The organism is Leifsonia virtsii (assembly GCF_030433675.1).
GTDB classification, from domain to species: Bacteria; Actinomycetota; Actinomycetes; order Actinomycetales; family Microbacteriaceae; genus Leifsonia; species Leifsonia virtsii.
On sequence record NZ_JAROCB010000006.1, the window covers coordinates 80,598 to 106,344 of the forward strand.

The 25,747-nt window shown below is 68.8% G+C and carries 27 protein-coding genes and 1 pseudogene; 19 read left to right on the forward strand and 9 right to left on the reverse strand.

Annotated elements, in window-relative coordinates:
- Positions 1-6: 6 nt before the first annotated feature.
- Both P5G59_RS19525 and P5G59_RS19530 read left to right on the forward strand, forming a co-directional pair.
- The gene (locus tag P5G59_RS19525; protein WP_391508822.1) at positions 7-171 is read left to right on the forward strand and encodes a transposase; all 165 of its coding nucleotides are present in this window, start codon (positions 7-9) and stop codon (positions 169-171) included.
- The gene (locus tag P5G59_RS19530) at positions 158-295 is read left to right on the forward strand and encodes a hypothetical protein (RefSeq protein ID WP_301220689.1); all 138 of its coding nucleotides are present in this window, start codon (positions 158-160) and stop codon (positions 293-295) included. Before P5G59_RS19525 ends, P5G59_RS19530 begins: the two co-directional genes overlap by 14 nt.
- Before the next feature lie 105 nt (positions 296-400).
- Here the strand turns inward: P5G59_RS19530 and P5G59_RS19535 are convergent.
- Positions 401-775, reverse strand: a pseudogene (locus tag P5G59_RS19535) (excinuclease ABC subunit A); the annotation flags it as partial.
- Between P5G59_RS19535 and P5G59_RS19540 the strand changes: the two are divergent.
- The 3 genes from P5G59_RS19540 to P5G59_RS19550 all read left to right on the forward strand — a co-directional run bounded on the left by P5G59_RS19540 (position 771) and on the right by P5G59_RS19550 (position 3,115).
- A complete protein-coding gene (locus tag P5G59_RS19540) occupies positions 771-1,001 on the forward strand; it encodes a hypothetical protein (protein WP_301220690.1) in 231 nt (76 codons plus the stop codon). The pseudogene P5G59_RS19535 and the gene P5G59_RS19540 sit on opposite strands and share 5 nt — an antisense overlap.
- A gap of 292 nt (positions 1,002-1,293) precedes the next feature.
- Complete coding sequence (locus tag P5G59_RS19545) at positions 1,294-1,947, forward strand: TetR family transcriptional regulator (protein ID WP_301220749.1); 654 nt, start codon at positions 1,294-1,296, stop codon at positions 1,945-1,947.
- A gap of 124 nt (positions 1,948-2,071) precedes the next feature.
- Entirely contained in the window at positions 2,072-3,115 is a 1,044-nt protein-coding gene (locus tag P5G59_RS19550) for an NAD(P)-dependent alcohol dehydrogenase (RefSeq protein WP_301220691.1), read from the forward strand.
- A gap of 262 nt (positions 3,116-3,377) precedes the next feature.
- Here P5G59_RS19550 and P5G59_RS19555 read toward each other — a convergent pair whose 3' ends face one another.
- Positions 3,378-6,038 (reverse strand): excinuclease ABC subunit UvrA, encoded by a 2,661-nt coding sequence (locus tag P5G59_RS19555; RefSeq protein WP_301220692.1) that lies wholly within the window; start codon positions 6,036-6,038, stop codon positions 3,378-3,380.
- Positions 6,039-6,402: 364 nt separating this feature from the next.
- Complete coding sequence (locus tag P5G59_RS19560; RefSeq protein WP_301220693.1) at positions 6,403-6,714, reverse strand: putative quinol monooxygenase; 312 nt, start codon at positions 6,712-6,714, stop codon at positions 6,403-6,405.
- Between the two features lie 108 nt (positions 6,715-6,822).
- Between P5G59_RS19560 and P5G59_RS19565 the strand changes: the two genes are divergently transcribed.
- Positions 6,823-7,764 carry a GlxA family transcriptional regulator gene (locus P5G59_RS19565; protein ID WP_301220694.1) on the forward strand — a complete coding sequence of 314 codons (942 nt, stop codon included), beginning with the start codon at positions 6,823-6,825 and terminating at the stop codon, positions 7,762-7,764.
- A 600-nt stretch (positions 7,765-8,364) separates the two neighbouring features.
- On the opposite strand, the gene P5G59_RS19570 is transcribed toward P5G59_RS19565, so the two are convergent.
- From P5G59_RS19570 to P5G59_RS19590, 5 genes are all read right to left on the reverse strand, one after another.
- A complete protein-coding gene (locus P5G59_RS19570; RefSeq protein ID WP_301220695.1) occupies positions 8,365-8,745 on the reverse strand; it encodes a hypothetical protein in 381 nt (126 codons plus the stop codon).
- Between the two features lie 280 nt (positions 8,746-9,025).
- Positions 9,026-10,306, reverse strand: a complete 1,281-nt coding sequence (locus P5G59_RS19575; protein ID WP_301220696.1) for a saccharopine dehydrogenase family protein — start codon at positions 10,304-10,306, stop codon at positions 9,026-9,028.
- Between the two features lie 2 nt (positions 10,307-10,308).
- A complete protein-coding gene (locus P5G59_RS19580) occupies positions 10,309-11,307 on the reverse strand; it encodes a carbohydrate kinase family protein (protein WP_301220697.1) in 999 nt (332 codons plus the stop codon).
- Positions 11,283-11,609 (reverse strand): hypothetical protein, encoded by a 327-nt coding sequence (locus tag P5G59_RS19585; RefSeq protein WP_301220698.1) that lies wholly within the window; start codon positions 11,607-11,609, stop codon positions 11,283-11,285. The genes P5G59_RS19580 and P5G59_RS19585 overlap by 25 nt, the downstream gene beginning before the upstream one ends.
- Positions 11,609-12,517 (reverse strand): SIS domain-containing protein, encoded by a 909-nt coding sequence (locus P5G59_RS19590; RefSeq protein WP_301220699.1) that lies wholly within the window; start codon positions 12,515-12,517, stop codon positions 11,609-11,611. The genes P5G59_RS19585 and P5G59_RS19590 overlap by 1 nt, the downstream gene beginning before the upstream one ends.
- Before the next feature lie 172 nt (positions 12,518-12,689).
- Between P5G59_RS19590 and P5G59_RS19595 the strand changes: the two genes are divergently transcribed.
- The 8 genes from P5G59_RS19595 to P5G59_RS19630 are packed head-to-tail and all read left to right on the forward strand — an operon-like array spanning position 12,690 to position 19,513.
- Positions 12,690-14,000 carry an ABC transporter substrate-binding protein gene (locus tag P5G59_RS19595; RefSeq protein WP_301220700.1) on the forward strand — a complete coding sequence of 437 codons (1,311 nt, stop codon included), beginning with the start codon at positions 12,690-12,692 and terminating at the stop codon, positions 13,998-14,000.
- Positions 14,000-14,944 (forward strand): carbohydrate ABC transporter permease, encoded by a 945-nt coding sequence (locus P5G59_RS19600; RefSeq protein ID WP_301220701.1) that lies wholly within the window; start codon positions 14,000-14,002, stop codon positions 14,942-14,944. The genes P5G59_RS19595 and P5G59_RS19600 overlap by 1 nt, the downstream gene beginning before the upstream one ends.
- Positions 14,945-14,952: 8 nt before the next feature.
- Positions 14,953-15,864 (forward strand): carbohydrate ABC transporter permease, encoded by a 912-nt coding sequence (locus P5G59_RS19605; RefSeq protein WP_301220702.1) that lies wholly within the window; start codon positions 14,953-14,955, stop codon positions 15,862-15,864.
- Complete coding sequence (locus tag P5G59_RS19610; protein WP_301220703.1) at positions 15,861-16,874, forward strand: D-2-hydroxyacid dehydrogenase; 1,014 nt, start codon at positions 15,861-15,863, stop codon at positions 16,872-16,874. The genes P5G59_RS19605 and P5G59_RS19610 overlap by 4 nt, the downstream gene beginning before the upstream one ends.
- Positions 16,858-17,637 carry a DeoR/GlpR family DNA-binding transcription regulator gene (locus tag P5G59_RS19615; RefSeq protein ID WP_301220704.1) on the forward strand — a complete coding sequence of 260 codons (780 nt, stop codon included), beginning with the start codon at positions 16,858-16,860 and terminating at the stop codon, positions 17,635-17,637. The genes P5G59_RS19610 and P5G59_RS19615 overlap by 17 nt, the downstream gene beginning before the upstream one ends.
- Positions 17,631-18,461 carry a class II fructose-bisphosphate aldolase gene (locus tag P5G59_RS19620; RefSeq protein WP_301220705.1) on the forward strand — a complete coding sequence of 277 codons (831 nt, stop codon included), beginning with the start codon at positions 17,631-17,633 and terminating at the stop codon, positions 18,459-18,461. The genes P5G59_RS19615 and P5G59_RS19620 overlap by 7 nt, the downstream gene beginning before the upstream one ends.
- A gap of 15 nt (positions 18,462-18,476) precedes the next feature.
- Positions 18,477-18,836, forward strand: coding sequence for a hypothetical protein (locus P5G59_RS19625; protein WP_301220706.1), 360 nt, complete (start codon positions 18,477-18,479; stop codon positions 18,834-18,836).
- Complete coding sequence (locus P5G59_RS19630; RefSeq protein ID WP_301220707.1) at positions 18,833-19,513, forward strand: polysaccharide deacetylase family protein; 681 nt, start codon at positions 18,833-18,835, stop codon at positions 19,511-19,513. The genes P5G59_RS19625 and P5G59_RS19630 overlap by 4 nt, the downstream gene beginning before the upstream one ends.
- Positions 19,514-19,528: 15 nt before the next feature.
- Here the strand turns inward: P5G59_RS19630 and P5G59_RS19635 are convergent, their stop codons facing one another.
- A complete protein-coding gene (locus P5G59_RS19635) occupies positions 19,529-20,236 on the reverse strand; it encodes a hypothetical protein (RefSeq protein WP_301220708.1) in 708 nt (235 codons plus the stop codon).
- A gap of 68 nt (positions 20,237-20,304) precedes the next feature.
- Here P5G59_RS19635 and P5G59_RS19640 point away from each other — a divergent pair, with 68 nt between their 5' ends.
- From P5G59_RS19640 to P5G59_RS19660, 5 genes are read left to right on the forward strand one after another with little or no spacing between them, the layout of a single operon-like run.
- On the forward strand, positions 20,305-21,144 hold the full coding sequence (locus P5G59_RS19640; protein ID WP_301220709.1) for a fumarylacetoacetate hydrolase family protein: 840 nt from the start codon (positions 20,305-20,307) through the stop codon (positions 21,142-21,144).
- Positions 21,145-21,164: 20 nt separating this feature from the next.
- Positions 21,165-22,532: a family 4 glycosyl hydrolase gene (locus P5G59_RS19645; RefSeq protein WP_301220710.1), complete on the forward strand. Its 1,368-nt coding sequence runs from the start codon at positions 21,165-21,167 to the stop codon at positions 22,530-22,532.
- Positions 22,529-24,292: an IlvD/Edd family dehydratase gene (locus tag P5G59_RS19650; RefSeq protein WP_301220711.1), complete on the forward strand. Its 1,764-nt coding sequence runs from the start codon at positions 22,529-22,531 to the stop codon at positions 24,290-24,292. Before P5G59_RS19645 ends, P5G59_RS19650 begins: the two co-directional genes overlap by 4 nt.
- Positions 24,293-24,297: 5 nt before the next feature.
- Positions 24,298-24,774 (forward strand): Rossmann-fold NAD(P)-binding domain-containing protein, encoded by a 477-nt coding sequence (locus P5G59_RS19655; RefSeq protein WP_301220712.1) that lies wholly within the window; start codon positions 24,298-24,300, stop codon positions 24,772-24,774.
- Positions 24,771-25,709: a 1-phosphofructokinase family hexose kinase gene (locus P5G59_RS19660; protein WP_301220713.1), complete on the forward strand. Its 939-nt coding sequence runs from the start codon at positions 24,771-24,773 to the stop codon at positions 25,707-25,709. The genes P5G59_RS19655 and P5G59_RS19660 overlap by 4 nt, the downstream gene beginning before the upstream one ends.
- Positions 25,710-25,747: the final 38 nt, after the last annotated feature.

The following is a 25,747-nucleotide window of genomic DNA, read 5'->3' on the forward strand; positions in this document are numbered from 1 at the left end:
CCGTTCATGCCGGCCCCGGATGGTAAGCGAGGTAGACGTTTTCGTGATCACCGCACGGTGGTGGAGGGGATCATCTACCGGTACCGGTACCGGGCCGGGATCGCGTGGCGGGACCTGCCCCCTGAGTTCGGGCCCGTCCTCCTTCGGGATCTTCGACGTGTTCCCCGATGACGCCGGCCGCGACGCGCACCTGTCCGGCGCAGTCGCGACCGCTCTCGGCGAGCAGACCGGCAAACTGTTCAGCGAGCCCACGATCGAAAAGTTGGACGTCCTGGGCTCCAAACTCCTCGCCTGAGACCATGATCTCGTCGAGCGTCGCCGGTACCTCACCCTTGTTGGCATAGTCCACGGGTGAGGTACCGGCGACGGTGCGGCGAGTACCCGTGCGATGGTTCTGCCGTCACAATGGGGTCACGCCTGTCGTTTCCTCCAATGCCGCGGCGAGGTATCTCGCCGAAGCCCCGACGCCCTTGTCCGCGACGTGCGCAGGCGTGCCAGCTGCAACCACGGTCCCGCCGGCGTCGCCCGCGCCGGGTCCAAGATCGATCACGTGATCGGCCACCGCGATAACGCGCATGTCCAGCTCCGCGGCGACGACCGTGTTGCCCGCATCGACCAGCGTCTGCAGATGCGCGACCAGACGATCCGTGTCGGCGCAGTGGAGCCCGGACGTCGGCTCGTCCAGTACGTACAGCGTGTCTCCACGCTGCGCACGCTGCAACTCGGTCGCGAGCTTGACACGCTGCGCCTCACCCCCAAAGAGCTCGCGCATGGGAATCGTGCTGGTGACGCTCGCAATGCTTGAGAAGCTGCGTGCCGACCGGAGCATAGGGAGCAATGAGTTGAGTGCCTTGTTCCGCCGAAGCCTTCTCGTACCGGTTGTGCATGGCGTGACATTCGAAGAACTCGATCAGGGGAGCCCGACGCTTGCCTCTCGTGGAGGGTTCAGCACGGCGGAGGAACCGATGCGAGACATCGTCGTGAAGATGGCGGAACTGTAGGGACCGTCGCTGAAGAAGAGGCAGCGAGGTCTTAGCGTGCGCAGCCCGTCCGTGAGTGATCCGCTGACGAACACACGAGCCCGACGTTCGGTGAACAAGATCCTTGCTCACCGATGCAGTAAGAGGCTGCGTATAGATTTACGCACCACGACACGAAGGCAGCAGTGCCGGCGGGAACTGAGAGCCGGATGTGATTGGAGATCTGCTGCAGGGTCGAACCTCCAGCGAGGAGACTTCGCACCTGGGTAGTGCGTGGCAGTTTCTGCCAGGCAGGTGTAGCATCACCCCCGTGATGGAGCGCGAAATCGAGCCGCGAGAGGGCGCGCGCCTTCGCGCATCGGAAAAATGCTGCGCACTGTTCATCGCCCGCGGCACCACGGACCTGACGATCACAGAGATCGCGAGCGAGATCGGCATTTCACAGCGAACGTTCTATCGGTACTTTCCGGTCAAGGCTGAGTCGGTTGGGCCAGTGTTCGACTGGTCCATTCGACGTTTCAACGCGGTGATCGTCGAAACGAATCCAGACATCGCCCTGACGGAGGTGCTGCGCCTCGCGTTCCGGGCAAGCTTGCTGGGCGAATCGGCCGAGCGCACTTTGCAGCTGTTTCCCCTCGTGTTCCGCAACTCGGAGATGTGGTCGGTGTTCATGCGAAAGGTTCATGACGGTGAGCTGTCAGTCGCGCCCGTGTTGGCGCCCCGGCTCGGGTTGGCGGCGGACTCTGTCGCCGCCCGCGCGGCTGCCGCAGCCGTGGCGAGTTCGATTCGGATCGCCCTCGAGGACATGGTCACAGCGGGCGCTGATCCGGAGACCGCTTACGTGCGGACCCTCGCACAATTCACGTCGAGACCTCTCGTTGCCACCCCGCGCCGCCTCCCCGAGGTGGGCAGCCCGCCTCGCCACGCGAACCTGACGTCGATGGGAGGTGCGAACTCAACGCCCTGATCAAACAACACTGGCGCTTCGACGAGTCGCGTCCTGCGATCGCAGGGCAACCAGGCGACCGCAAACCATCATCCCCAACAAGGCCCGCTAATGGCGTATCTGTGAACAGAAAAGGAAGCACATCATGAAAGCAGCACGACTGAACGAAGTAGGGTCGGATTTCGTCATCGAGGACATCCCGACTCCAGAACCTGGGCCTGGGGAGGTCCTGATACGAATCGGTGGATCCGGGGCATGCCACTCCGACCTGCACGTCAAATCCGGCGAGATTCCGGGTGTCGCTTTCCCCCACACCCTGGGTCATGAGAATGCAGGCTGGATCGAGTCCTTCGGTCCCGGCGCAGAAGGCAACGGGTTCGAGGTCGGCGACGCGGTCGTCGTGTTCGGCGGCTGGGGCTGCGGTCACTGCCGTTTCTGCCTGGGAGGCAAGGAACAGCTCTGCAACACATTCCTGTGGGGCGGCATGGGCCCAGAAGGCGGGTATGCGGAGTACATGGTCGTGCCGTCCGTGCGGCACTTGCTCCGGGCAGACGGACTCGACCCGGTAGAGGCAGCCGCTCTCACCGATGCAGCCCTTACGCCTTACTCGGCGGTCAAGAAGGCACTGCCCCACCTCGTGCCCGGCACTAGCGCGGTCTTGATCGGCGCTGGAGGGCTCGGCCAGTACGGGGTCCAATTCCTGAAGCTGCTCTCCCCGGCAAAGGTGATTGTCGTCGACACCGACGAGAAGAAGCGTCAGACCGCACGCGAGCTCGGCGCCGACGTCACCGTCGACCCCCGAGATGCTGATGCCGCGGAACAGATTCGCACTGCCGCCGGCCAGGACGGGGTAGCGGCTGTTCTTGACTTTGTCGGAATCGACACGACCATGGCCCTTGGCGCTGGAGCGGTGGACCGGCTCGGTATCTTTGTGCTCGTCGGGCTCGCGGGCGGCAGCTTCCCGTTCTCGTTCTTCCGCTTCGCCGCCGAAGCAGTGATGATGACGAGCAACTGGGGTACCCGGAATGAACTCGAGGAGGTACTCGCGCTAGCCCGTTCTGGGCGCCTGGTATCGGCGATTGAACGACACCCACTTTCGGAAATCAACGAAGTGTTCGAACACCTCGCCACCGGTCAGATCCCCGGTCGGGCCGTGCTGGTCCCGGGAGCACCCTCCTCGAACGGCTGAGCGCCCAACGGCCAGGACGATGCCCCTCCCACGAGAGAACAACAGGCTGGGGCATCGTCCGCGCCACCACGATCGGGAATCGCTGACGCAAGCGGAACTGATCATTCTCGCGGGCGTGCACTATATCGCTCAACTTGTCGAGAAAATCAGCGAGCCGACGATCGAGAAGTTGGACGTCCTGGCCTCTAAGCTCCCCGCCTGAGACCACGACCTCGTCGAGCGTGCCGCTGTCCGATTCTCATATCGCACAGCGGCACGGTCGTCACGATGGGGTCACGTTGGTCGCTGCCTGCAGTGCGGCGGCGAGGTAGCCCGCGGAAGCACCGACGCCCCTATCCGCGACGTGGGCGGGCGTGCCAGCTGCAACCACGGTCCCGCCGGCGTCGCCCGCGCCGGGTCCAAGATCGATCACGTGATCGGCCACCGCGATAACGCGCATGTCCAGCTCCGCGGCGACGACCGTGTTGCCTGCATCGACCAGCGTCTGCAGGTGCGCGACCAGACGATCCGTGTCGGCGCAGTGGAGCCCGGAGGTCGGCTCGTCCAGTACGTACAGCGTGTCTCCACGCTGCGCACGCTGCAACTCGGTCGCGAGCTTGACACGCTGCGCTTCACCCCCGGAGAGTTCGGTCGCCGGTTGACCCAGCCGGAGGTAATCGAGTCCGACATCCGACAAAGCGGTCAGCGACCGCGTGATCTCCTCATCGCCCACGAAGAAGAGGTTCGCTTCCTCGACGCTCATCGACAATACGTCTGCGATGGTGCGTCCCCTCCACGTGACCTCGAGCGTTGATGCCTTGTATCGGCTGCCGTGGCAGTCGGGGCATTCGGTGTACACGGAAGGCAGGAAGAGGAGCTCGACCATCACCGATCCCTCGCCCTCGCAGGTCGGGCAGCGCCCGCCGGCGACATTGAAGGAGAATCGGCCAGGCTTGTACCCGCGGGAACGAGCTTCCGGGGTGTCTGCAAATCGACGGCGGACATGGTCGAACAGCCCGGTGTAGGTGGCGACGTTGGATCTCGGCGTCCGGCCGATGGGCCGCTGGTCGATGACGACCAGCCGCTGTACACCGGTGACGGGCCCGGCGACGCGTCCATCGAGACGTTCCGGCGCATCCGCGAGGAGCAGTTCGTCGCTGACCGGCTCGTCATCCGCCGGGACGGCCCGGCCAAGGCGATCGCCAAGCAGCGAGGGAAGCGCCTGACTGACCAGACTCGACTTGCCGGCCCCGGACACGCCCGTAACGGCGGTGAAGACCCCCAATGGGATATCGACCGATATGTCGTGCAGGTTGTTACGCGTCACGTTCTCCAGACGCAGCCAACTGCGTGCCTCACGGGGTGTGCGAAGAGGGAGACCACTGTTGCCGAAGAGGTATCCGCGGGTCACGGACTCCTTGATATCGGCGAGCCCGTCGGTCGGGCCGCTGTAGAGCACGCGGCCGCCGTGTTCACCGGCGCCGGGGCCGATGTCGACCAGCCAGTCCGCGTGCCGCATCACAGCCACGGAGTGTTCGACGATGAACAGGCTGTTCCCTCGCCCCTTGAGTCCGTCCAGGATCCTGAGGAGCGCCGCCACGTCCTGGGGGTGCAGCCCCGCCGATGGTTCGTCGAGGACGTAGACGACCCCGAAAAGATCAGAGCTGAGTTGCGTCGCGAGCCGGAGTCGCTGTAGCTCGCCGCCCGACAGTGTCGGGGTCGTCCGGCTCAATGACAGGTAGCCCAGCCCCAGATCGACCAGTGGACGAAGCCGCTGCAGCACCCCTGAGGCGAGCTGGACCGCAGCGGCACGCTTCTCTGGCGAGGGACTCGCGGTGGGTCGCACATCGGACGCGGAGGAATGCGGGGACCCGCCAGCAGCGATTCGCTCTTCCGATGCGGCTCGCGGAGAGACCGCCTCAGAAGAAGCGGCCTCCTGCTCCTCCATGCGCGCTAGGACATCGGAGAGCGTCGTGGCAAGTTCCCGAAGCGGCAGTTGGGAGAATTCGGCGATGTCGAATCCTTCGAACGTGACAGACAGCGCCTCGGGCTTCAGCCGCTTGCCATGACAGACCGGGCAGATGGCAGCGGTGAGGAACTGCGCGACGCGCCGCTTCATCGAGGCGCTCTTTGTGTTCGCGAACGTGTCCAGAATGTACCGGCGAGCCCCGACGAATGTGCCCGAGTAGCTCGGCTCCACACCTGCTTCGATCGCAGCTTTAGCCTCAGAGAGGCTAAGCCGGGAGTGGACCGGAACGAAGGGGGTCTCATCGGTGTACAGGATCCAGTCCCTGTCTTCTTGCGGCAGGTCCCGCCACGGCACATCGACGTCGTAACCGAGAGCAACCAGCACGTCGCGCAGCTGATGGCCGTGCCACGCGGTCGGCCAGGAAGCGATGGCGCGTTCGCGGATGGTGAGCGAGGGGTCCGGGATCATCTGCTGCTCGTTCACCGCGTACACGCGTCCGATGCCGTGGCATTCCGAACAGGCCCCTTCGACCGTGTTCGCGGAGAAGTCCTCCGCATACAACATCGGCTGCCCGTCCGGGTAGTCCCCGGTTCTCGAGTACAGCATCCGTACCAAGCTCGACAACGTGGTGATGCTGCCCACGGTCGATCGGGCATTCCCGGCACCGCGCTGCTGCTGCAGGGCGACCGCAGGCGGCATCCCCGTGATCGAGTCGACATCGGGCACTCCCGCCTGATCGATCAGACGGCGGGCGTACGGTGCGACCGATTCCAAATAGCGTCGCTGCGACTCGGCGTACAGCGTCCCGAACGCCAGCGAGGACTTTCCCGATCCGGACACACCGGTGAAGACGACCGTTGCATCGCGCGGCACCGTAAGGTCGACATCCTGCAGATTGTGTTCTCGGGCGCCGAGAACGCGAACGTCGGGCTGCACGGAGAGCTTCGGCGGCACGAACGCAGAGAATTCAACCATGGTCGAATGTTAGCCACATACGGAACGGTCGTCGGGCTGCGGCCTGCGGCTTGCGGAAAGGGTTCCACACCGATTAGGTCGTCGGTTCGATTCCGACAGGCGGCTCCGGCGAACAGCCCCTGACCTGCGGAAACGCAGGTCAGGGGCTGTTCGGTTCTGGTGGTCGCGCGATGCGCTGGCCTCACGGCTCTGCCCGACATCGACATCGCTCTCCTCTGCGACGGACCCCTCGCCGGCTGAGCGCTCGCGGCCGGCATCCTGTCCGTGTGCCGCTAGGCCTCGCACCGCTCGGCAACGCAGCATGGCGTTGCGTCGCGACCTGGCGACGGCTCGGCGGGGCGCGATCGTCTCGTGCGTTGGCGGACTACGGGAGCTTGGACGCGAGGACGTCGGCCGCCAGGATCTCGGGTGCTGAGCTGAGGAGGTGCTGGTTGGCCATCAGGGCTGCGACGATGGCGCCGTTGGCGTGGGCGTCGCGAGCGGCCTCGTCGGGGAATGCATCGAAGATCCAGAAGGTGTCGGCGTGGGTCCTGACCGCGAACCAGACAATCGTTCCTACTTCTTCGTTGGCGAGTGCGACAGCGCCGGCGAGCAGATCGGCGAGCGCGTCGTGCTGTCCATCGGCCGCGACGATCTTGGCGACGAAGGCATACGGAAGTGATGCGGGTGTGGACATGAGGGACTCTCCTAGGTGTCGAGGTTTCTTGGTGAAGCGAGTTCAGCGTATGACGAGCGAGGGCCGGTGGGGAGTGGCGTATACGGCAGTATTGCTATTGTTTACGTCATGCGTATCGGACTGATCGCGATCGACGGCTGCTTCGGTTCGGCTATCGCGTCGATCATCGACATCGTGCGGGTGGCCGACGGTGCCCGCGGCGATGTCGACCCGCGGATCGACCCGATCGAACTCGCCATCCTCGGACCGAAACGGCGAGTGACCACGACGGCATCGATGACCCTGACGGTGGACCACCCGCTGTCGGAGTCCGGAGAGTTCGACGTGGTCGTCGTCCCTGCGCTTGGAACCCTTACGGCCGCCGCTACCAACGACGCCCTCCAGAGCCGAGATGCTCGTTCGGTCATCGCCTCGCTCGGGCGCCTCGACGAGGCGACCACCCGGATCGCCGCGGCGTGCACCGGCGTGTTCGCCGTCGCCGAGACCGGACGGATGCATCATCGGCGGGCGACCACCAGCTGGTTCCTGGGGCCGGCGTTCCTGAAGCGCTATCCGACCGTCGCCCTCGATCTCGACACCATGGTCGTGGTCGACGGGAACCTCGTCACCGCCGGCGCCGCCTTCGCCCACATCGACCTCGCGCTCTCACTCGTGCGATCGATCAGCCCCGACCTGGCCCAACATGTCGCCAAGCTCCTGATGATCGACGAGCGCCCGTCGCAGGCGGCCTTCGTCGCCTACGAACATCTCCGGCACGAGGACCCGATCGTCGTCGAGTTCGAACGCTTCGTGCGCGCCCGCCTGGACGAACCGTTCAACGTCGCCTTCGTCGCGCAGTCGCTCGGCACCAGCCGGCGCACCCTCGAACGACGAGTCCGTGCGGCGCTCAACCTCACTCCGCTCGGCTTCGTCCAACGGCTTCGCATCGAACGAGCTCGGCACCTCTCAGCAACCACGGACCTCACCTCCGCCGAGATCGCGCTACGGGTCGGCTACGCGAACGCCGAGACTCTGCGCTCCCTCCTGCGTAGGGAGCGACGCCGTTCCTGACCTATCGCCATGCCTGTAGCCGGTGTGCCAGTGCTCGACTGGAACCACCTCTCAGCACGTCGCGTCGACGCTCCTGCGTCGCCCCTGGACGACTCACTCGACACGCCCGCAGCACAGGCCATGTGACGTGTCCCGGCTTCCCGGACGGTCGGGGTTGGGTGGCTGTGATGTCGCTGCGTTCTCGTCGAGAGGATCAGCAGACCCGATCAGAGCCGATCGGGATAAGACGCGAAGGCGGTCAGGTCAGGGCGGCCGAAGCCGGCCGGCGGGGTAGCGTCGGTCACGTCGAGGTCTTTCGGATGGATGGCGTAGGAACCTCCGTCGTCGGGAGATCTCGACGTCTATCTGCGGACCGACGCGCCCGGCCGACCTACACCCTCATCTGGGAAGAGCCAGCAAACGCGCACTCGGGCGTCTCAGCGAGATAGTACGTACGGCCCAGGGTGTCGAAGCGTCCCCATTCCTGTCGGTGCACATCCGGAGTCCGAAGCGGCGCAGACGGCTGCTTCCACCGAGCCGTTGCTACATGGAACCCCACCGCTTGATCGACGGGGATCAGACGCAGCCCGGATATGGTGCAGATGCGTGGTTCCGCCGGCGTCATTCGTCGACGTCGCCGTCGATGAAGGCCTGCGCCGCTCGGCGCACGTCAGCATGACGGTCTTCGCGGATGGCCATGATCGGCGTGCTCTCGCCCAGCAATGGGTTCCCGCCGATGAACCAGCGACGGGCGATGTCCCGGCCTTCTTCCTCCTGCAGCGCCGTCCAGATCTGGTGCGCGAATTGGAGGCGATTCCACGCGTCCGGCCGCGGCATCCCGCCGCCAGACTTGGCCCAATCGTTGGGCTGCTGCCGACTCTTGACCCCGGCCAGAGCCGCCACGAGTGTCGCTCCGAGCGCGTCGTTCAGTTGGCGCACGATTTCGTGCTCATCGATCCTGTTGGTACTGCGGTGCAGACCCGAAGGTGTCAGGGTGGCCATGTCCCAAGACTACCCAGCATTGACTCCTACGTGTCAAAAAACGCTGTAAAAAGTGACAGAAAAGTTACGCTGGTAATATTCCTCGCGTCAGCTGAGGGAGCTTGGATGCTCTCTTCGACGCCCGGAGTCGGGTGAGCCCTCAGGCATTGGGGGCATCTCGCACCCCGCACATCGGTCCCGCAGGCGCAGCAGCTCGCCGAGCAGATGCATCGCCTCCAGAGCCAGCCAGATAGTGAGCTCCGGCCTGGGCCGCATTGTGCGAACCCCGTGACGCAGATCCCTACCGAGAGGGGATGCGCTCCTCGAGACCCCACGCCTGCCCGTAGCCGCCGTCCGCCTCCGGCCGGGCCATTAGCTCCAAGAACGGACCGGCGGGAAAGGCCTCCGGACCGAGCACGCCCGCGCCCGACCACGCACCGGTGGCGAGCAGTTCCAACGCGATCACGGGGTTGAGGGCGGTCTGCCAGACGACGCACTGCGCGTCGTACTCGCGCATCGTCCACTCGTTGTCGGCGACGTGGTAGAGGTAGACCTCCCGCGGCGCGCCATCGGTGCCAGTGCCGGTGACCCAGAGGCCGGCGCATGTCTTGCCAGTCATCCGGGGGCCGATGCCGGCGGGGTCGGGTAACGCCGCGGCGACCACGTCGCGCGGCGCGACTTCGACCGGGCCGGAGGCGCTGCGGACGCGGAGCGGCGCGGTCGAGTCGAGGCCGAGCAGGTGCAGCGTCTTGAGCACGCCGATGAACTCCTCGCCGAGCCCGTACTTGAAGGTGACGCGGCGGGCGTCCACCCACCTGGGCATCAGGAGGACCTCCTCGTGCTCCACGTTCACGCACTCGACGGCGCCGATCCCCTCCGGGAACTCGAAGACCTCCGGCTCGCTGAACGGCGCGGTGGTGAACCAGCCGCGGTCCTTCTCCCACACGACGGGAGGGTTGAGGCACTCCTCGATGGTGGTCCAGATCGAGAACGACGGCGCGAAGATCTCGTTGCCGTCGTCGTCGCGGACCACCAGGTTGGCGCCGTCGCGGGTGCCCAGCTCGTCGATCTCGCGGAACAGCTCGTCGGCGGCGTACCGGGCGAAGACGTCCGAGAGGCCCGGCTCCACGCCGATGCCGACCAGGGCCAGGCGGCCGCCGGCCTCCCAGTCGTCCGCCTCGGCGAACTGGGCGTCGCCGAGCTTCACGCCGGGCTGCGAGTACGGGTCGGTCGCGTGCGGGTGCGAGAGGCTCATGGCCATGTCCAAGTAGTCGGCCCCGGCGTCCCTGGCTCCGGCGAAGATGGCCTCCACGAACTTCGGTTCCACCGCGTTCATCACGTGGGTGGCGCGGTGCTCGCGGGCGACCGCGGCGACCGAGGCCGGGTCGGAGGCGTCGATCCGGGCCGCGATGAAGCGCGCGGCGACCTCGTCGCCGTGCCGTGCGCGGATCCAGTCGACGGCGGCCTGTGCACGCGCCGGGTCGTAGTCGCTCACGACGATGAGTTCGTAGAACGCCCGGCGTGCGGCGATCTTGGCGATGGCGTTCCCGACGCCGCCGGCGCCGATGAGCAGGATACGCATGGTCAGTCTCCGTTCTGCGCGACGGTCAGCGTCGCGGCGAGCGAGCGGGCGGTGTCCCACCCTGGTTGGGCGCCGACGCCGCCGGGTCCGCGCGTGGAGGCGGAGCCGCAGGAGACGGCGATGGCGAGGCTGCGGCCTGTCGGCTCACCCCGCAGGCGCGCGGAGACGAAGCCGGCGGCGAGGGTATCGCCGGCGCCGACCGTGTCGATGAGAGCGCCGGGCACCGCGGGGATGCCGCAGGAGAGCACGCGGAGGCCGGAACCGATCCGTTCCCACGCCTGCGCGCCGGCGGGACCGAGCTTGCGAACCACGATCGCACCCTCCGGCATCCGGTCGAGGAGCAGACGCACCGCGGAGGCGGCGTCGTCGTCCCTGGCGATGCCGCACAGCTCGGCATCGTTGCCGAAGAGGACGTCGACCTCGGCCAGGGCGTCGAGCACGCCGCTGTCCCAATCCTGGGAGGGGTCGAAATTGCCGTCGAGCGAGGTGGACAGTCCGAGTGCGCGGGCGCGGGCGAACAGCGCGCGGGCGTCGGGCTGGAGCGCGGTCTGCAGGAAGTAGGAGCCGACGTGCAGGTGGCGCGCGGTGCGCAGCACCGCATCCGGGGCATCGTCCGCGCTGACCGTTCCGATCGAGCCGAGCGATGTGAGGATGGCGCGGTCGCCGTCCGGCCGGGTCAGGTGGGTGGAGGCGCCGGTCGGGAGTGTGGCGTCGACGCGGATGAGTGCGGTGCCGACTCCCAGGCGCCGGAGCTCGGCGTCGAGGAATCGCCCGAACGTGTCGTCTCCCCGCACGCTGATCAGGCGCGTGCCGGTGCCCAGTGCCGCTGCACCGCACGCGGTGATCGCCGACGAGCTGCCCATCGTGAGCGTCGTCGCCGGGACGAGCTGCTCGTGCTGCCCGAAGCGGATCTCGTCGTCGACCGGGATGATGAGGTCAACGCAGAGCTCGCCGAGGACGAGCAGCTCGGATCCGTTCAGCGGTTCAGCGGCAGCGCCCACTCGGTCCACACTCCTTCGATCGCGACACCGTTCGTCTCTCCCCAGGCAATGATGGCGTGTTCCGCGGCCGCCAGGGCGGCGCGCATGGCCTCCTCGCCGCGGTCCGAGCCGTGCACGGTGAGGAGGGGCCACCACGTCGCCAGTGGGCCGCGGCCGCTCACGGCGGCGGAGCGCACCGGTGTCGTCAGGGCGATCACGTCGCCCTGCGCGAGGCCGAGGGTGTCCGCGACTGCATCGGCCACGCGCGAGAGCAGCGCGGCCTCCGCGGAATGCGGGAGGATCGCGACGGTCACCAGCGGCATCAGCTGGTGGTCAGCACGGAGCGGTTGAGATACGGCGGGGTGTCGGGGTTGCGCCCGAGGTGCAGCGCGAGCGCCAGCGCGAGGCGGTGTACGAGGACGAGGTTCGCCTGGGGGTCCAGGTCGTTCACGTATACCTCGGCGCCGGTCGAGCGGATGTCGTCGGCGACCACGTCGGGGAGCTCGTCGAGCGCCCACACCAGGGTGCCCTGCCCGGCGCACGAGATCGGGCCGTGCTGGTACTCCCAGACCGGGTAGGACTCCGTCCAGAAACCGGCGGACTCCCGCACCTTCAGGGCCGCCTCGTAAGCGAGGCCGACGCTCCAGCGGTGGCCGAGGAACACGATGTGGCGCAGGTCGGAGGGGTCGGCGGGGAGGGGCAGCTCCAGTGCAGCCCGCCCGTCGGCCACCAGCGTGTCGGGGACGGCGCCGATGGACGCGCGCAGCGTGGTCAGGCCGGTGGTCGCGTAGCGGGTCTGCACGATCGACTTCTCGTCGGCGAAGCCCAGGTGCACGGTCCGGTCGGCGAGCAGTTCGCCGAGCGGGGTGTCCACGTCGCCGAGGATGCCGGTGATGCGGTGGGTGGCGCCGTAGCGGCGCACCACGTCGATGACGTCGGCCGTGGTCCCGGAGCGGGAGATCACGACGATGTGCTCGTCGTCGTCGACCCAGGTGAGCTCCGTCGGGATGGCGGCGCGCGTGCGCCCGAGCCCGGCGTCGTTGCGCAGGTACGCGTAGGCGTCGCCGATGTAGTACGAGGTGCCGCACCCGATGACGAGCGCTTTCTCGCCGGCGGCGGGGAGGAGCGCGAGCTGCGCTGTGGGGAGCTGGAGAGCCGCCGCCCAGACCTCGGGCTGGCTCGTGAGCTCGGCGCGGGTGACGGCGCCGGCGTCAGAGGCGTATTCGTTCATACTTGTGTTCCTTGGTCGGTGAGCGAGCTCGAACAATCTGAGCAAATTCAATCAGAAATGAGCAGAGTATGGAAGTTCTTGACTAATTGATGTTGTTTGTTGAATACTGCCGGAAACCACTCTGGCGCAGCGAAGCACCGGCTGTCGCCACGATCACGAAGGAGATCGCAGCGTGAAATTCAGCAAGAGGAGGGCCACGGCCCTCGTCGGGGTCGCTCTCGCCTCGGCGCTCGCGCTCGCGGGCTGTTCCGGCTTCGGCGGCGGCAGCGGCTCCGGGGGCGACTCGGCCTCCGGAAACCTCACGTTCACCACCTGGGCGAGCAAGTCCGAGGAGGCTTCGTTCAAGAAGCTGGTGAAGCAGTTCGAGTCCGAGCACAAGGGCGCGACGGTCAAGCTCAACGTCGTCCCGTACGAGCAGATGTTCTCCAACATCGACGCGCAGCTGTCGTCGGGGGATGCACCGGACGTCTTCCGCGTCGACTACGGCAACCTCGGTGTCTACTCGAGCCAGGACCAGCTCCTCGACCTCAGTAGCTACTTCAGCAAGAGCGAGATCAGCGCGTTCCAGCCTGCGATGTGGCAGGCGGTCTCGTACGACGGCAAGCCGTACGGCGTCCCGCACCAGACCGACGTGTCGGCCCTGCTGGTCAACCTCGACATGCTGAAGCAGGCGGGCATCGACACCTCCACCCTCCCGAAGACGCAGAAGGACGCGTGGACCTGGGACCAGTTCGCCGACGTCGCCGCCAAGCTGCGCGCCTCCCTCCCCGCCGACAAGTACCCGTTCGTCTACAACTGGCAGCAGGCGGGCGCCGCGCGCTGGCTGAGCTGGCTGTTCCAGGCCAACGGGAAGCTGATCGACGCGGACGGCAAGACCCCGGCGATCGACTCCGCCGCGGGCACCAAGGCCCTCGACTTCACCAAGTCGTTCTTCGAGAAGCAGTGGGTGCCGCCGACGAGCTCGGTGAAGTCGTCCACGTACGCCGACTCCCTCTTCTCCGAGGGCACCGCCGCGATGGGCTTCCTCGGCTCGTTCCTCGTGCCGGACATGGCGAACCTCGCCAAGTTCGACTGGACCGCCATCCCGATGCCGAAGGACGAGCGCGGCGCCACCGACCTGGGCGGCAACGCACTGGTCGCGACCAAGGCGACCAAGAACCCGAAGCTCGCCGCCGAGTTCCTGAAGTTCATGGTGCAGGCGGACAGCATGTCGGCCTTCTGCGCCGCGACCAACGAGCTGCCCACCCGGACGGACCTCGGCGGCGACAAGATCGCCTACGCCGTGCGGCCGGACGTCATGCCCGCGTTCGTCGACCAGGCCACGACCATCGAGCCGAGCGACGTGAAGCAGCTGACCTCGCCGGCCATGTCGGCCATCAACACCGCCCTGCAGGACCAGCTCGACGCCGCCTTCATCGGCGGCCAGTCCACGAAGGACACGCTCGCGAAGCTGTCCGACGCGGTGAAGGAAGCAACGAAGTAATGTCCACCATGACCGCCCGCGGGCGGCGCGACGGCACCATCGCGTCGAGCCGCCCCCGGGCGGCGCGCCGCGCCGCCCGGTTCAAGGAGTCGCTCGTCGGCTGGGGGTTCCTCGGCCCCAACCTCGTGCTGATGGCGATCTTCCTGTTCCTGCCGATCCTCTGGGCGCTGCAGTTGTCCTTCCAGGAGACGAAGGGGTTCGGCACGCCGGAGTGGGTCGGCTGGGACAACTACGTCCGGCTGATCTCCGATCCGGTTTTCTGGCAGAGCATGTGGAATACCCTCGTGTTCACGGTGCTCACGGTCCCGATCGACCTGGCGGCTGGTCTCGGCCTGGCCGTGCTGCTCAACTCGGTGCTGCCGGCGCGTGGCGTCTTCCGCACGATCATCGTGCTGCCGATGGTCATCTCCGGGGTCGCCTCCGGCATGATCGCGATGATCATCTTCTACGAGTCCAGCGGCCTCCTGAACAAGATCCTCAGCGCGCTCGGTCTGAGCCCGGTGGCGTGGCAGTCGCAGGGCGTGCCGGCGATGATCTCGGTGGTCATCGTGGCCATCTGGTTGCGCGTCGGCTTCAACATGATTATCTACCTGGCCGGCCTGCAGTCGATCTCGCCCGAGCTCTACGAGGCGGCACGGATCGACGGCGCGAGCCGCTGGCAACAGTTCCGGAGGCTGACGGTCCCGCTGGTCGGCCCGTCCACGTTCTTCCTCCTGATCATGAACGTGATTGCGTCGTTCCAGGTGTTCGACCTCATCTTCGTGATGACCGGCGGGGGCCCGGGCAACGCCACTTCGGTGCTGGTCACGTACGCGTACCGCAACGGCTTCCAGATCCGGGAGCAGGGCTACGGCGCCGCCATCGGCATCGTCATCCTGCTCATCACGCTCGCCTTCACGTTCGTGCAGTGGAAGACGAGCCGGACCCGCGACCTGGTGGAGTAGGAGAGACCATGACCGACAACTCAGGCGTCCTGCTCGAGGTGGCGACCGCTGTCGACGAGCCCGCCCATACCCCGCGCCGCCCGGCCCGCCGCCGCGGCTCCGACGAGGCAAGGAAGGGGATGGGCTGGCGCATGCTGATTGCGGTCGTCGTGTCGGCGATCGTCATCTTCCCGCTGTACTGGATGTGCGTGGTGGCGTTCTCGCCCCGGGGGGAGGTGTTCGAGCCGGGCTTGCATCTGTGGCCGAGCACGTTCACCCTCGAGAACTTCGTGAATGTGCTCACCGAGTACCCGGTGTTCACCTGGTTCGGGAACTCGGCCGTCATCGGCATCTTCGTCACGGTGTTCACCGTCACGGTGAACCTGCTCGCAGGCTACGCGTTCGCCCGGCTCCGCTTCCGCGGCCGCAACGCCGTCTTCATCCTGGCGCTGGCGACCATGATGATCCCGGTGCAGGCGATCATGGTCGCGCAGTTCAAGCTGGTCGCTGGCCTCGGGATCTTCGGAACGTACTGGGGCGTCATCCTCCCTGGCGCGGCCGCCGCCTTCGGAATCTTCCTCTCGCGGCAGTTCTTCATCGGCATCCCGGACGAGATCGTGGAGGCGGCGCGGATCGACGGCGCCGGGCACGTCCGCATCTTCCTGCAGGTGGTGCTGCCGCTGTGCAAGCCGCTGATCGCGGTGCTGGTGCTGCTCACCCTGCTGGGCAGCTGGAACGACTTCGGGTGGCCGCTGATCGCCCTCAAGGACAACGACCTCTTCACCCTCCCGATCGGGATGCTGTACCTGAAGAACCAGACCGCCCCGGACTACAACTCGATCATGGCGCTGGCCCTGATCTCCGTGCTGCCGATGGTCGTCCTCTTCCTCGCCTTCCAGCGCTACTTCGTCCAGGGCTTCGCCCGAACAGGAATCAAATGACCGTCACCTATCTGTCCACCCTGCCGCTCCCGGATGCCTGGTTCGCCGAGCTCACCGCCCGGCTTCCTGAGGTCGAGGTGCACCGACTGACTCCGGCGGAGGCGGCCGCGGCCCCCGCGGATCTGCTCCGCCGCGTCGATCTGCTGCACACGACCGCGTGGTTCCCGGAGCCGGAGCAGGTGCCGGCGCTCCGCTGCGTGCAGCTCGACACCTCCGGTGTCGACCACGTGCGCGAGACCCGGCTGTGGGCGAGCGCCGTGCCGTTCGCGACGCTCGGCGGCATCGCGCCGGTGCCGATGGCGGAGTACGCGATGATGGCCGTCCTGGAGCTGGCGCACCGGATGCCGCTGATCGTGCGGCACAGGAACGACCGCAGCTGGCCGGATCCGGCCGAACGCCTGGCAACCCTCACGCCCCGGCAGCTCGCCGGCTCCACGCTGGGCATCATCGGCTACGGCCGCATCGGCCGCGAGATCTCGCGGCTGGCGAGCGTGTTCGGGATGGACGTGCTCGGCCTCAGCCGCACCGGCGTGCCCAATGCGGCGCAGGCCAAGTTCGACACCGGCCGGCAGACCGCCGACGGCGACCGCGCGCAGGTGCTGCCGATGGACCGGCTCGACGAGGTGCTGACGCGCAGCGACATCCTCGTGGTGGTCGTCCCGCTCACCGAGCTGACGCGTGGGATGATCGGGGCGCGGGAGCTGGACCTGCTGCCGCCCGGTGCGCTGGTGATCAACATCGCGCGCGGGGGGATCGTGGACGAGGCGGCACTGCTCGAGCGGCTGCGCGACGGAAGGATCGGTGGTGCCGCCGTGGACGTCTTCGACGACGAGCCGCTGCCTCCCGACTCCGTCTGGTGGTCGGAGCCCAACGCGCTGGTCACCCCGCACGTCGCAGGTCTCGCCCCGCAGTACCATGCCCAGACCCTCGACCTGGTGGTCGAGAACCTGACCAGGCTCGCCGACGGGCGGCCGATCGTGAATGAGGTGGACCGTGTCTCAGGCTACTGAACCGTTGCTCGGACCGAAGCGGCAGCGCGAGCTGCTCAACTACATCCGCGCGTACGGCACGGGCTCGGTGAACGAGATGGCGCGCCTGCTCGGGGTGAGCACGTCCACGGTCCGCCGCGACCTCAACGACCTGCAGGAGCGCGGGCTGATCGAGCGCATCCACGGAGGCGCCGCACCGCTCTCCGATGACGTGGAGCCGTTGCGCCCCCTGCGCGAGATCGCCTTCGCCGAGGAGAAGCGCCGGATCGGCCAGGCCGCCTCCGCGCACGTGGCTGACAACTCCACCATCCTGATCACCGGCGGCACGACCACCGAGTCGATGCTGCCGTATCTCGGTGCCGTCCGCGGCCTGACGGTCGTGACCAACAGTCTGATGGTGGTCAACCGGCTGGCGCAGTACCCGGACCTGGAGATCATCGTGCTCGGCGGGCTCCTGCGCCGCACCGAGATGAGCCTCCTCGGGCACCTCACGATCGCGGGCCTCGGCGAGTTCGGCATCGACCAGGTCTACTCGGGCGCCTTCGGGATCGACCCGGAGATCGGCGTCACCGGGACGAACCTCAGCGAGACGCAGACCGACCGCTCGCTCGCCTCGTCCGCCCCGAAGCTGATCATGCTCGCCGACCACAGCAAGCTCGCGCAGCGCGGACCGGCGCGCCTTGTCCCGATCAGCGCGATCGACACGCTCATCGTCGACGACGGCGCAGAGGCGGAGGCGCTGGAGCGTTTCCGCGCGGCCGGCGTCACCGTCGAGACATGCTGAGCGGCCCCCGAGAGCTCCTCGCACCGGGCTCGGTCCTGCCCGCCGTCGCCGCCTTCAACGTCATCACCCTCGAGTTCGCCGAGGGGATCGTCGCGGGTGCGGAGGCCGCAGGGCTGCCGGTGCTGCTGTCTGTGAGCCACAACGCGATCCGCTTCCACGGCGGACTGGACCCGATCGGCTCCGCCTGCCTCGCGCTCGCTCGCGCGGCGGAGGTCCCGGTCGGGCTGCACCTCGACCACTGCGAGGATCCGGCGCTGGTGGAGGCCGCCGCAGCACTCGGGTTCACCTCCGCCATGTTCGACGCCTCCACGCTGCCCTATGCGGACAACGTCGCGGAGACCGCCCGGGTCGCCGCGCTCGGCCAGCGGGCCGGCCTGTGGATCGAGGCGGAGCTCGGCGAGATCGGCGGCAAGGACGGCGCGCACGCCTTCGGCGTGAGGACCGACCCGGCCGAGGCCGCCGCCTTCGCCGCGGCCACCGGCGTCGACGGCCTGGCCGTCGCGGTCGGCACCTCCCATGCGATGCGGGAGCGCACCGCGGCGCCCGACCTCGACCTGATCCGGCGGCTCCGAGAGGCGGTGCCCGTCCCGCTCGTGCTGCACGGCTCCTCCGGCGTCCCGGATGCGGGGATCCGGGACGCGGTCAACGCGGGCATACGCAAGGTCAACGTCGGCACCGCGCTCTCGGCCGCCTACAGCTCCGCCGTCGCCGCCGCACTCGGCGGCGCCGCGGACCCCCGACCGGCGATCGCCTCCGGGCGCGACGCGATCGCCTCCACCGTCCAAGGTCTGCTGCTCGCCGTCTCGGCGCCCGTGGCCGTCTGAAAGGAGACCATCCCCATGTCCGCAACCGTGAGCGGCCCCAGCTCGCACGAAGGGGAGCCCTCGCCGGCAGCGCTGCTCGCCGCCGGCGACATCGTCGGCCTGATGCGCGCGTGCCACGACCGCCGGCTAGAGCGGGAGGGCATCCCGATGGTCCTCGGGCTCGCCGACGAGCGCCGGGCGATCCCGGCGTCCCCCGAGGGAGCGCAGCTGAGTGAGGGCCGCGCCTTCGCCGACGTGTTCGACCGCTACTCCGCCGCCCTCGTCCCGTGGGCGCGCGATGAGGACGAGGGTGCGGTCATCACCGCCATGCAGGTGCTGGCGTTCACGAACTTCGCGCCCGGTGCGGCGCCCATCCAGGAAGGGGACGCCCGATGACCCGGCCGTCGTTCACCGCGCAGCGCGAGCAGCTGCGTCGCGGCCACTTCATCCGCGTGGTCAACTACCACTCCACCCCGCGCGTCGCCCGCGACGAGCTCGCCCGGGAGCTGGCCGGCTTCGCCCGCGACTACGCGACGGTCACCCTCGACGACCTCGACCGGCTGTTCGAGACCGGCACCTGGCACAAGGACAAGCCGGGCCTCATCCCGGTGTTCTACGAGGGCTACCGGAACTCGGCGACCGTGGCCGCGCCGCTGTGCGACGAGCTGGGGATCACCGGGTGGTTCCCGATCGCCACGTCGTTCGTCGACTGCGACCCGGAGCACCAGGAGGCCTTCGCCCGCGCCCACTGGATCTCGCTGGTCGAGGAGGACACGAAGGGCGGACGCATCGCCATGGACTGGGACGAGGTCGCCGACCTCAGCGCCCGGCACGTCGTGTTCCCCCACACCGCCCACCACGAGGGCTTCGACACGGTGCTGTCGGACGACGACATCGAACGCGAGGTCGTCGGGGCGAAGCGGCAGCTGGAGGCGGTAACGGGCCAGGAGGCGCCGGCCTTCGTCTGGCTGCACGGTTCCTCGTACGGGCAGAGCCCCCGCCACGACGAGGCGGTCCGCTCAGCCGGATACCGCTATCAGTTCGCGAACACGATGATCCACCGCGTCAACTGAGTCGAAGCCCCGGTCTCACGCGTCCGTCGCGGGGGACCGGGGTACCCCAAGGTGGTGGAGGCGTCCGGAAGGGTCGCGCCAGATCACCTCGACGGTCCCGCCGGCACGGGTGGACGGTGCCGATCGCAGGGTGTCCACGGCGACCGCGGCCGGATCGACGCCCGCCGAAATCAGCAGCGCGAGATCTGCAGCGGGGTCGGCGGCCGCGAACGCGGAACGCGTCTCGCGCCAGCTGCGGGCGGGGTAGCCGTTCGGCGTCGAGAGGAGGTGCCGAGTGCGCCCGCCCTCGTCCGTCAGTTCGAGCAAGACACTCCCGTCGTGGTGCACCGCGCGGAAGGACGAGGCGGCCGTGGCGACCGGGCCGGGCCGCCGCTGGAAGCCCGCGCGGGGCGACCAGTACCAGCTCTCTAACACGCCGTCGGCGCGGAGTGCGAGCGCTTCGAGGTGGTCGGGTCCGAGCGGCGACTGCGCGATCCAGGCGTCGCGGTACCCGACGCCGTGGGCGAAGGCCAAGCCGCTGCTCCACGTGCCGGGCGGGACATCGGGCGCCGCAGGCGGGTCCGACTCCCGGTCGGCGTTGAACCAGAACACCCAGAGGCCGTCCTTCTGGTCGCAGGCGATGAGCTCGAGGTTGCCGCGGGCGCCGTAGACGCCCTGCGCAACGGTCGCGCCCCCGGCCGTGCGCTGCGCCGGGTCCACCGCGGCGACTTGTTCTGAAAGCATGTGCTTATTCTTGCTCATTTCTGCTCGCTTGTGACAGGATTGTGAAGGATCAGCTTCGAAGGAGAGACATGAGAATCGCACGAGCCCTCATCGAGGGCACGCCCCGCGTGGTCGTCGCCCGCGGCACCGACGTCCGCCTCGCGCCCGGGACGATCACCGACGCGCTCAGCGCCATCGCCGCGACCGCCGCTGGCGAGGCGGACGCCTGGCCCACCATCACGGACGAGGCTGGCCTCCAACTCCTCGCCCCCGTCGCCCAGCCGGGCAAGATGATCGCCGTCGGCCTCAACTACGCCGACCACACCAGCGAGACCGGCTTCACGCAGCCGGAGCGACCGCTCACCTTCGCCAAGTACACCAGCTCGATCGTAGGACCGACCGCCGACATCGTCGTCCCGGCGCAAGTCACCAGCCAGGTCGACTACGAGGCGGAGCTCACCCTCCTCATCGGCCGGCGCTGCGGCGGCTACACCCCCGCAACGCTCGACGACGTGGCGGGCTACACCGTCGCCAACGACGTCTCTGCCCGCGACGTGCAATTCGCCGACGTCCAGTGGAGCCGCGGGAAGTCGTTCGACACCTTCACCCCGCTCGGCCCCTGGCTGGTGACCCCGGACGAGTTCGGGGATGCCCACGGCCACCGCATCAGCACCACCGTCAACGGCGAGCTGCTGCAGGACGACGATACGGGCGCGATGATCTTCGACATCCCCGCCCTCCTCGCCTTCATCTCGGACGGCGTCACCCTGGAGCCGGGCGACCTCATCCTTACCGGCACCCCGGCCGGCGCCGGCGCGTTCCGGCAGCCCGCACGCTACCTTCAGGACGGCGATGTCGTCGCCTGCGGCGTCGAGGGCATCGGCGAGCTGCGCAACCGCGTGGTGTTCCGGGCCCGCGCCGCGGCCTGACGGACAGGACAGGAGGAACGATGACCAGCAGAGACCGTGTGCTCGTCCTGATCGGGGCGGGATCCGCCGTCTTCACCCGTGGACTCCTCGCCGACCTGATCGGCGCGGACGATCTGGGGTCGTGGGAGATCCGACTCGTCGACGTCGACCCGGTCGCCCTCGACGTGGCGACCCGGCTGGCCGAGGCGATGGTGACGGCGCGCGGGGCCGGCGACAGCATCCGCGTCACCAGCAGCACCGACCGCCGTGCGGTCCTCCCAGGCGCGGACTTCATCGTCACGTGCGTGGGCGTCGGTGGCCGGCCGGCGTGGCAGCGCGACCATGAGATCGTGCAGCGCCACGGTGTCTTCCAGCCGGTCGGCGACTCGATCATGCCCGGCGGCATCTCGCGGCTGCTCCGCACGACGCCGGTCCTGGTGGAGGTTGCGCGCGACATCGCCGAGCTCGCGCCGGACGCCTTCTTCTTCAACTACTCCAACCCGATGACCGCCAACGTGCAGGCCATCCACCAGGAGACCGGCCTCGACGTGGTGGGCCTCTGTCACGGGATGCACCACATCCAGCGCGAGCTCGCCCAGCTCATCGACGCTCCCTTCGAGCGCACCTCGACGCTGTACGCGGGGATCAACCACCTCACGTTCATCTACGACTTCCGCCTCGACGGCGAGGACGCGTGGCCGCTCATCCGTGAGCGCGTGCGGCGCGAGCTGGCCCAGGCGCCGGACCCGGGCGACATCGGCAACATCTTCTACGAGAAGCCGACCGCCTGGCACAACCCGTTCGCGTGGGAGCTGTTCGAGCGCTACGGTGCGTTCGCGGCGGCCGGGGACCGTCACGTCGTCGAGTTCTTCCCCGAGCGGTTCGCATCGGGCGACTACTACGGCAAGAAGCTGGGCGTCGACGCCTTCTCCCTTCCGGAGATCCTGGAGTGGGGCGAGGACCGGTATCAGGGGATGAAGCGCCAGGCGCTCGGCGAGGAGCCGCTCGACCAGAGCGTCTTCGAGCGCAGCGGCGGCGAGCAGGAGCAGCTGATCGCGATCATCCGCTCGATCACCTTCGACTCGCGCGAGATGTTCAGCTGCAACGTCGTCAATCGCGGTCTGGTGCCGGGGCTGCCGGACTGGTCGGCGGTGGAGATCCCCGGTGTCGCCACCGCCCGCGGTGTCCGGCCGGTGCTCGTGCCCGACCTCGGGAAGCCGCTCACGGCCATCCTGAGCCGCCGCCTGTCGTCGGTGGACATCGCGGTGGAGGCCGCGCTCACCGGTGACCGCGACCTCGTCGTGGAGGCGATGATCGCCGACGGCGCCGTCCTCGACGCCGACCGCGCGGCTGCGCTGACCGACGACCTGCTAGCGGAGCAGGCCCGCTTCCTGTCGAGGTTCGCATGAGCGCGCGGAACCTGGGCAAGGAGGAGCGGGAGGCGGCAACCGGATCCGGTCTGCGCAGCCAGCAGTGGTTCGGCGCCGAGGGCAAGACGGGCTTCATGCACCGCTCCTGGCTGCGCAGCGAGGGCCTCCCGGACGACAGCTTCCGCGGGCGCCCGGTCATCGGCATCGCCAACTCGTGGAGCGAGCTGACGAGCTGCAACATCCATCTGCGTGCGCTGGCCGAGCATGTGAAGCGGGGCATCTGGCAGGCCGGCGGGGTGCCGTTCGAGTTCCCGACCACGTCCGCGGGCGAGCCACTGGTTCGCCCGACCGCGATGCTGCTGCGCAATCTGATCGCGATGGATCTGGAGGAGACGCTCCGGGCCAACCCGCTGGACGGTGTAGTGCTGCTCGCCGGCTGCGACAAGACGACGCCTGCGTACCTGATGGGTGCGGCCTCCGTCGACCTTCCCACGCTGCTGCTCACCGGCGGTCCCATGCTGAACGGTAAGTACCGGGGGTCGGACATCGGCTCCGGGACGTCGGTGTGGCGCTTCACCGAGGCGTACCGCGCCGGGCAGATCGGCGCGGACGAGGTCGCCGAGGCCGAGGGCTGCATGGCGCGCAGCCAGGGGCACTGCATGACGATGGGGACCGCGTCGACCCTGGCGTGCATCTCCGAGTACATGGGGATGCAGCTGCCGGGGACCGCCGCCCTTCCTGCGAACGACTCGCGCCGGGCGACCGCCGCGCACCTCGCCGGACGGCGGATCGTCGAGATGGTGGAGGAGGACCTCCGCCCGTCCGCCATCCTCACGCGCGAGGCGTTCGAGAACGGCGTCCGCGCCAACGCGGCACTCGGCGGCTCGACGAACGCGGTCATCCACCTGCTCGCCCTCGCCCGCCGCGTCGGCGTCGAGCTGACGCTCGAGGACTTCGACACACTGGTCCGGGATGTGCCGGTGCTGGCCGACCTGATGCCGAGCGGGCGCTTCCTGATGGAGGACTTCGAGTACGCCGGTGGCACCGCGGGCTTCGCGGAGACCCTCGGCGACCTGCTGCACCGCGACACGCTGACCGTGACCGGCCGCACCCTCGGCGAGAACTACACGGGCGCCGAGGTGTACGACCGTGAGGTGATCCGCGCGCTCGACAACCCGGTGAAGCCGGCCGGCTCCGGCATCGCGGTGCTGCGCGGCAACCTGGCGCCGCGCGGCGCGGTCATCAAGCAGTCGGCCGCATCCCCGGCGCTCATGTCTCACCGCGGCCGGGCGCTGGTGTGGGATGCGCTCACCGACTACCTGCGCGACGCGGACGATCCCGAACTGGACGTCTCTGCCGACGACATCCTCATCGTCCGCAACGTCGGCCCGCGCGGCTACCCGGGCATGCCCGAGGTCGGCAACCTGCCGCTGCCGCGGAAGCTGCTGGAGGCCGGGGTGGAGGACATGGTCCGCATCTCCGACGCCCGCATGAGCGGCACCTCGTACGGCACGGTGGTGCTGCACGTCGTGCCGGAGGCGGCGGCGGGCGGACCGCTGGCGCTCGTCCGCAGCGGCGACATCGTCGCGCTCGACGTGCCCTCCCGTTCGCTCACCCTCGAGGTGGACGACGCGGAGCTGGACGCGCGGCGCGCGGCGTGGGCGCCCCGGCAGGTGCCGGGGAGCGAGCGCGGCTGGACCCGGCTCTACGTCGAGCACGTCACCCAGGCCGACGAAGGTGCCGACCTAGACTTCCTGCAGGGCGGCAGCGGCGCGGCCGTAGGCCCGCAGGCATTCTGATCGACATGGCCGTCCACACCCTGGTCGTCGGAGCCTCCGGCATCCTCGCGCCACTGGCGGCGATGCTCGTCGCCACGGGCGACGACGTCACCGGGATCGCCCGCACCCGTCCCGCCCCGGACGGCGCGCACACGATCCTCCTGGATGCGACCTCCGTCGCGGCGGTCACCGAGGCGATCGGGAAAGCGCGGTGGGACCGCGCGGTCGTCTACGCGCCCGCCGTCTCACCGGAGTCGCTGCCGACGCTGACGCGGGCGGTGGGCGGACGGGTCGTGCTGATCCGCACATCGTCGGCGGCGGATCTTGTCCACCGCGAGCCGGCGATCCGGCCGGACGTGCTGCAGCTCGGCTGGACGACAGGGCCGGACGACGGGACGCGCTGGCACACGCCCGAGGAGGTCTCTGCCGCTGCGCTCGAGGTACTGCGCGACGGCCGCGGACGTGTCCTCGGGCGCATCCGCCCCTGGGAGGAGCGGCCGTGATCCTCGCTCTCGCGCTGTCCCCGAGTGTCGACGTTACGTACGAGGTGGCCGCCGTGAAGCCGCAGGCCGTCAACCGCGTGCAGCGCGCCACGAAGGTCGCAGGCGGCAAGGCGCTGAACGCGGCGCGCGCGGCCGCGGCGCTCGGCGCCTCCGTGCGCGCGGTGATCCCGCTCGGCGGCGAACCCGGCGCATGGATCGCCCGCGAACTGCAGCGCGACGGCGTCGACGCCACGGTGGTGCCGCTCGAGGCGGAGACCCGGACGTGCGTCGCCGTGGTGGCCGACGACGGCGCGGCGAGCTCGACCGACTTCTACGAGCCGGCGACGCCGTTGTCCTCCGACGCCTGGGCGGGCATCGTGGCCGCGGTGGAGGCCGCCCTCACGGACGCGCTGCCCGCCTGGCTGCTGGTCTCCGGCTCCGTCCCGCCCGGCATCGGACTGCGCGACCTGGCGCGGCTGCTGGACCAGGCCCGGGCTGCCGGGGTGCGGACGGCGGTCGACTCGTCCGGCGAAGGCCTGCGCGCGCTCGTCGGCTCGGCCGACCTGGTGAAGGTCAACCGCGCGGAGGCGGCCGAACTGCTCGGCGCAGACGTCCCGGCGGAGGAGGCGGCACGCGCCCTCGCCGTCCGCTGGGCATGCGACGCTGTGGTGACCGACGGCGTGCGCCCCGGCGCGGCGGTATTCGGAGGAAAAGCTCACCGACTCGTCGCGCCCACGCTGACCGGCCGCTATCCGGCCGGCAGCGGCGACGCATTCCTGGGCGGCCTCGTGGCGGCACTCGCCGCCCACAAGACCGTCGATGCCGCCCTGCACGTCGCCACGGCGGCCGCCGAGGCGAATGCGGCCGTCCCCGGGCAAGGCCGCCTTGTGCACCCCACGGGCACGGGCGGCGATGACGACCTGGTTCGAGGGCGCCGTTGCCCCGTCGCCGGCTAGTCGAGCACAAGGTTCGCCCGTGCGAGCAGCACGTCCAC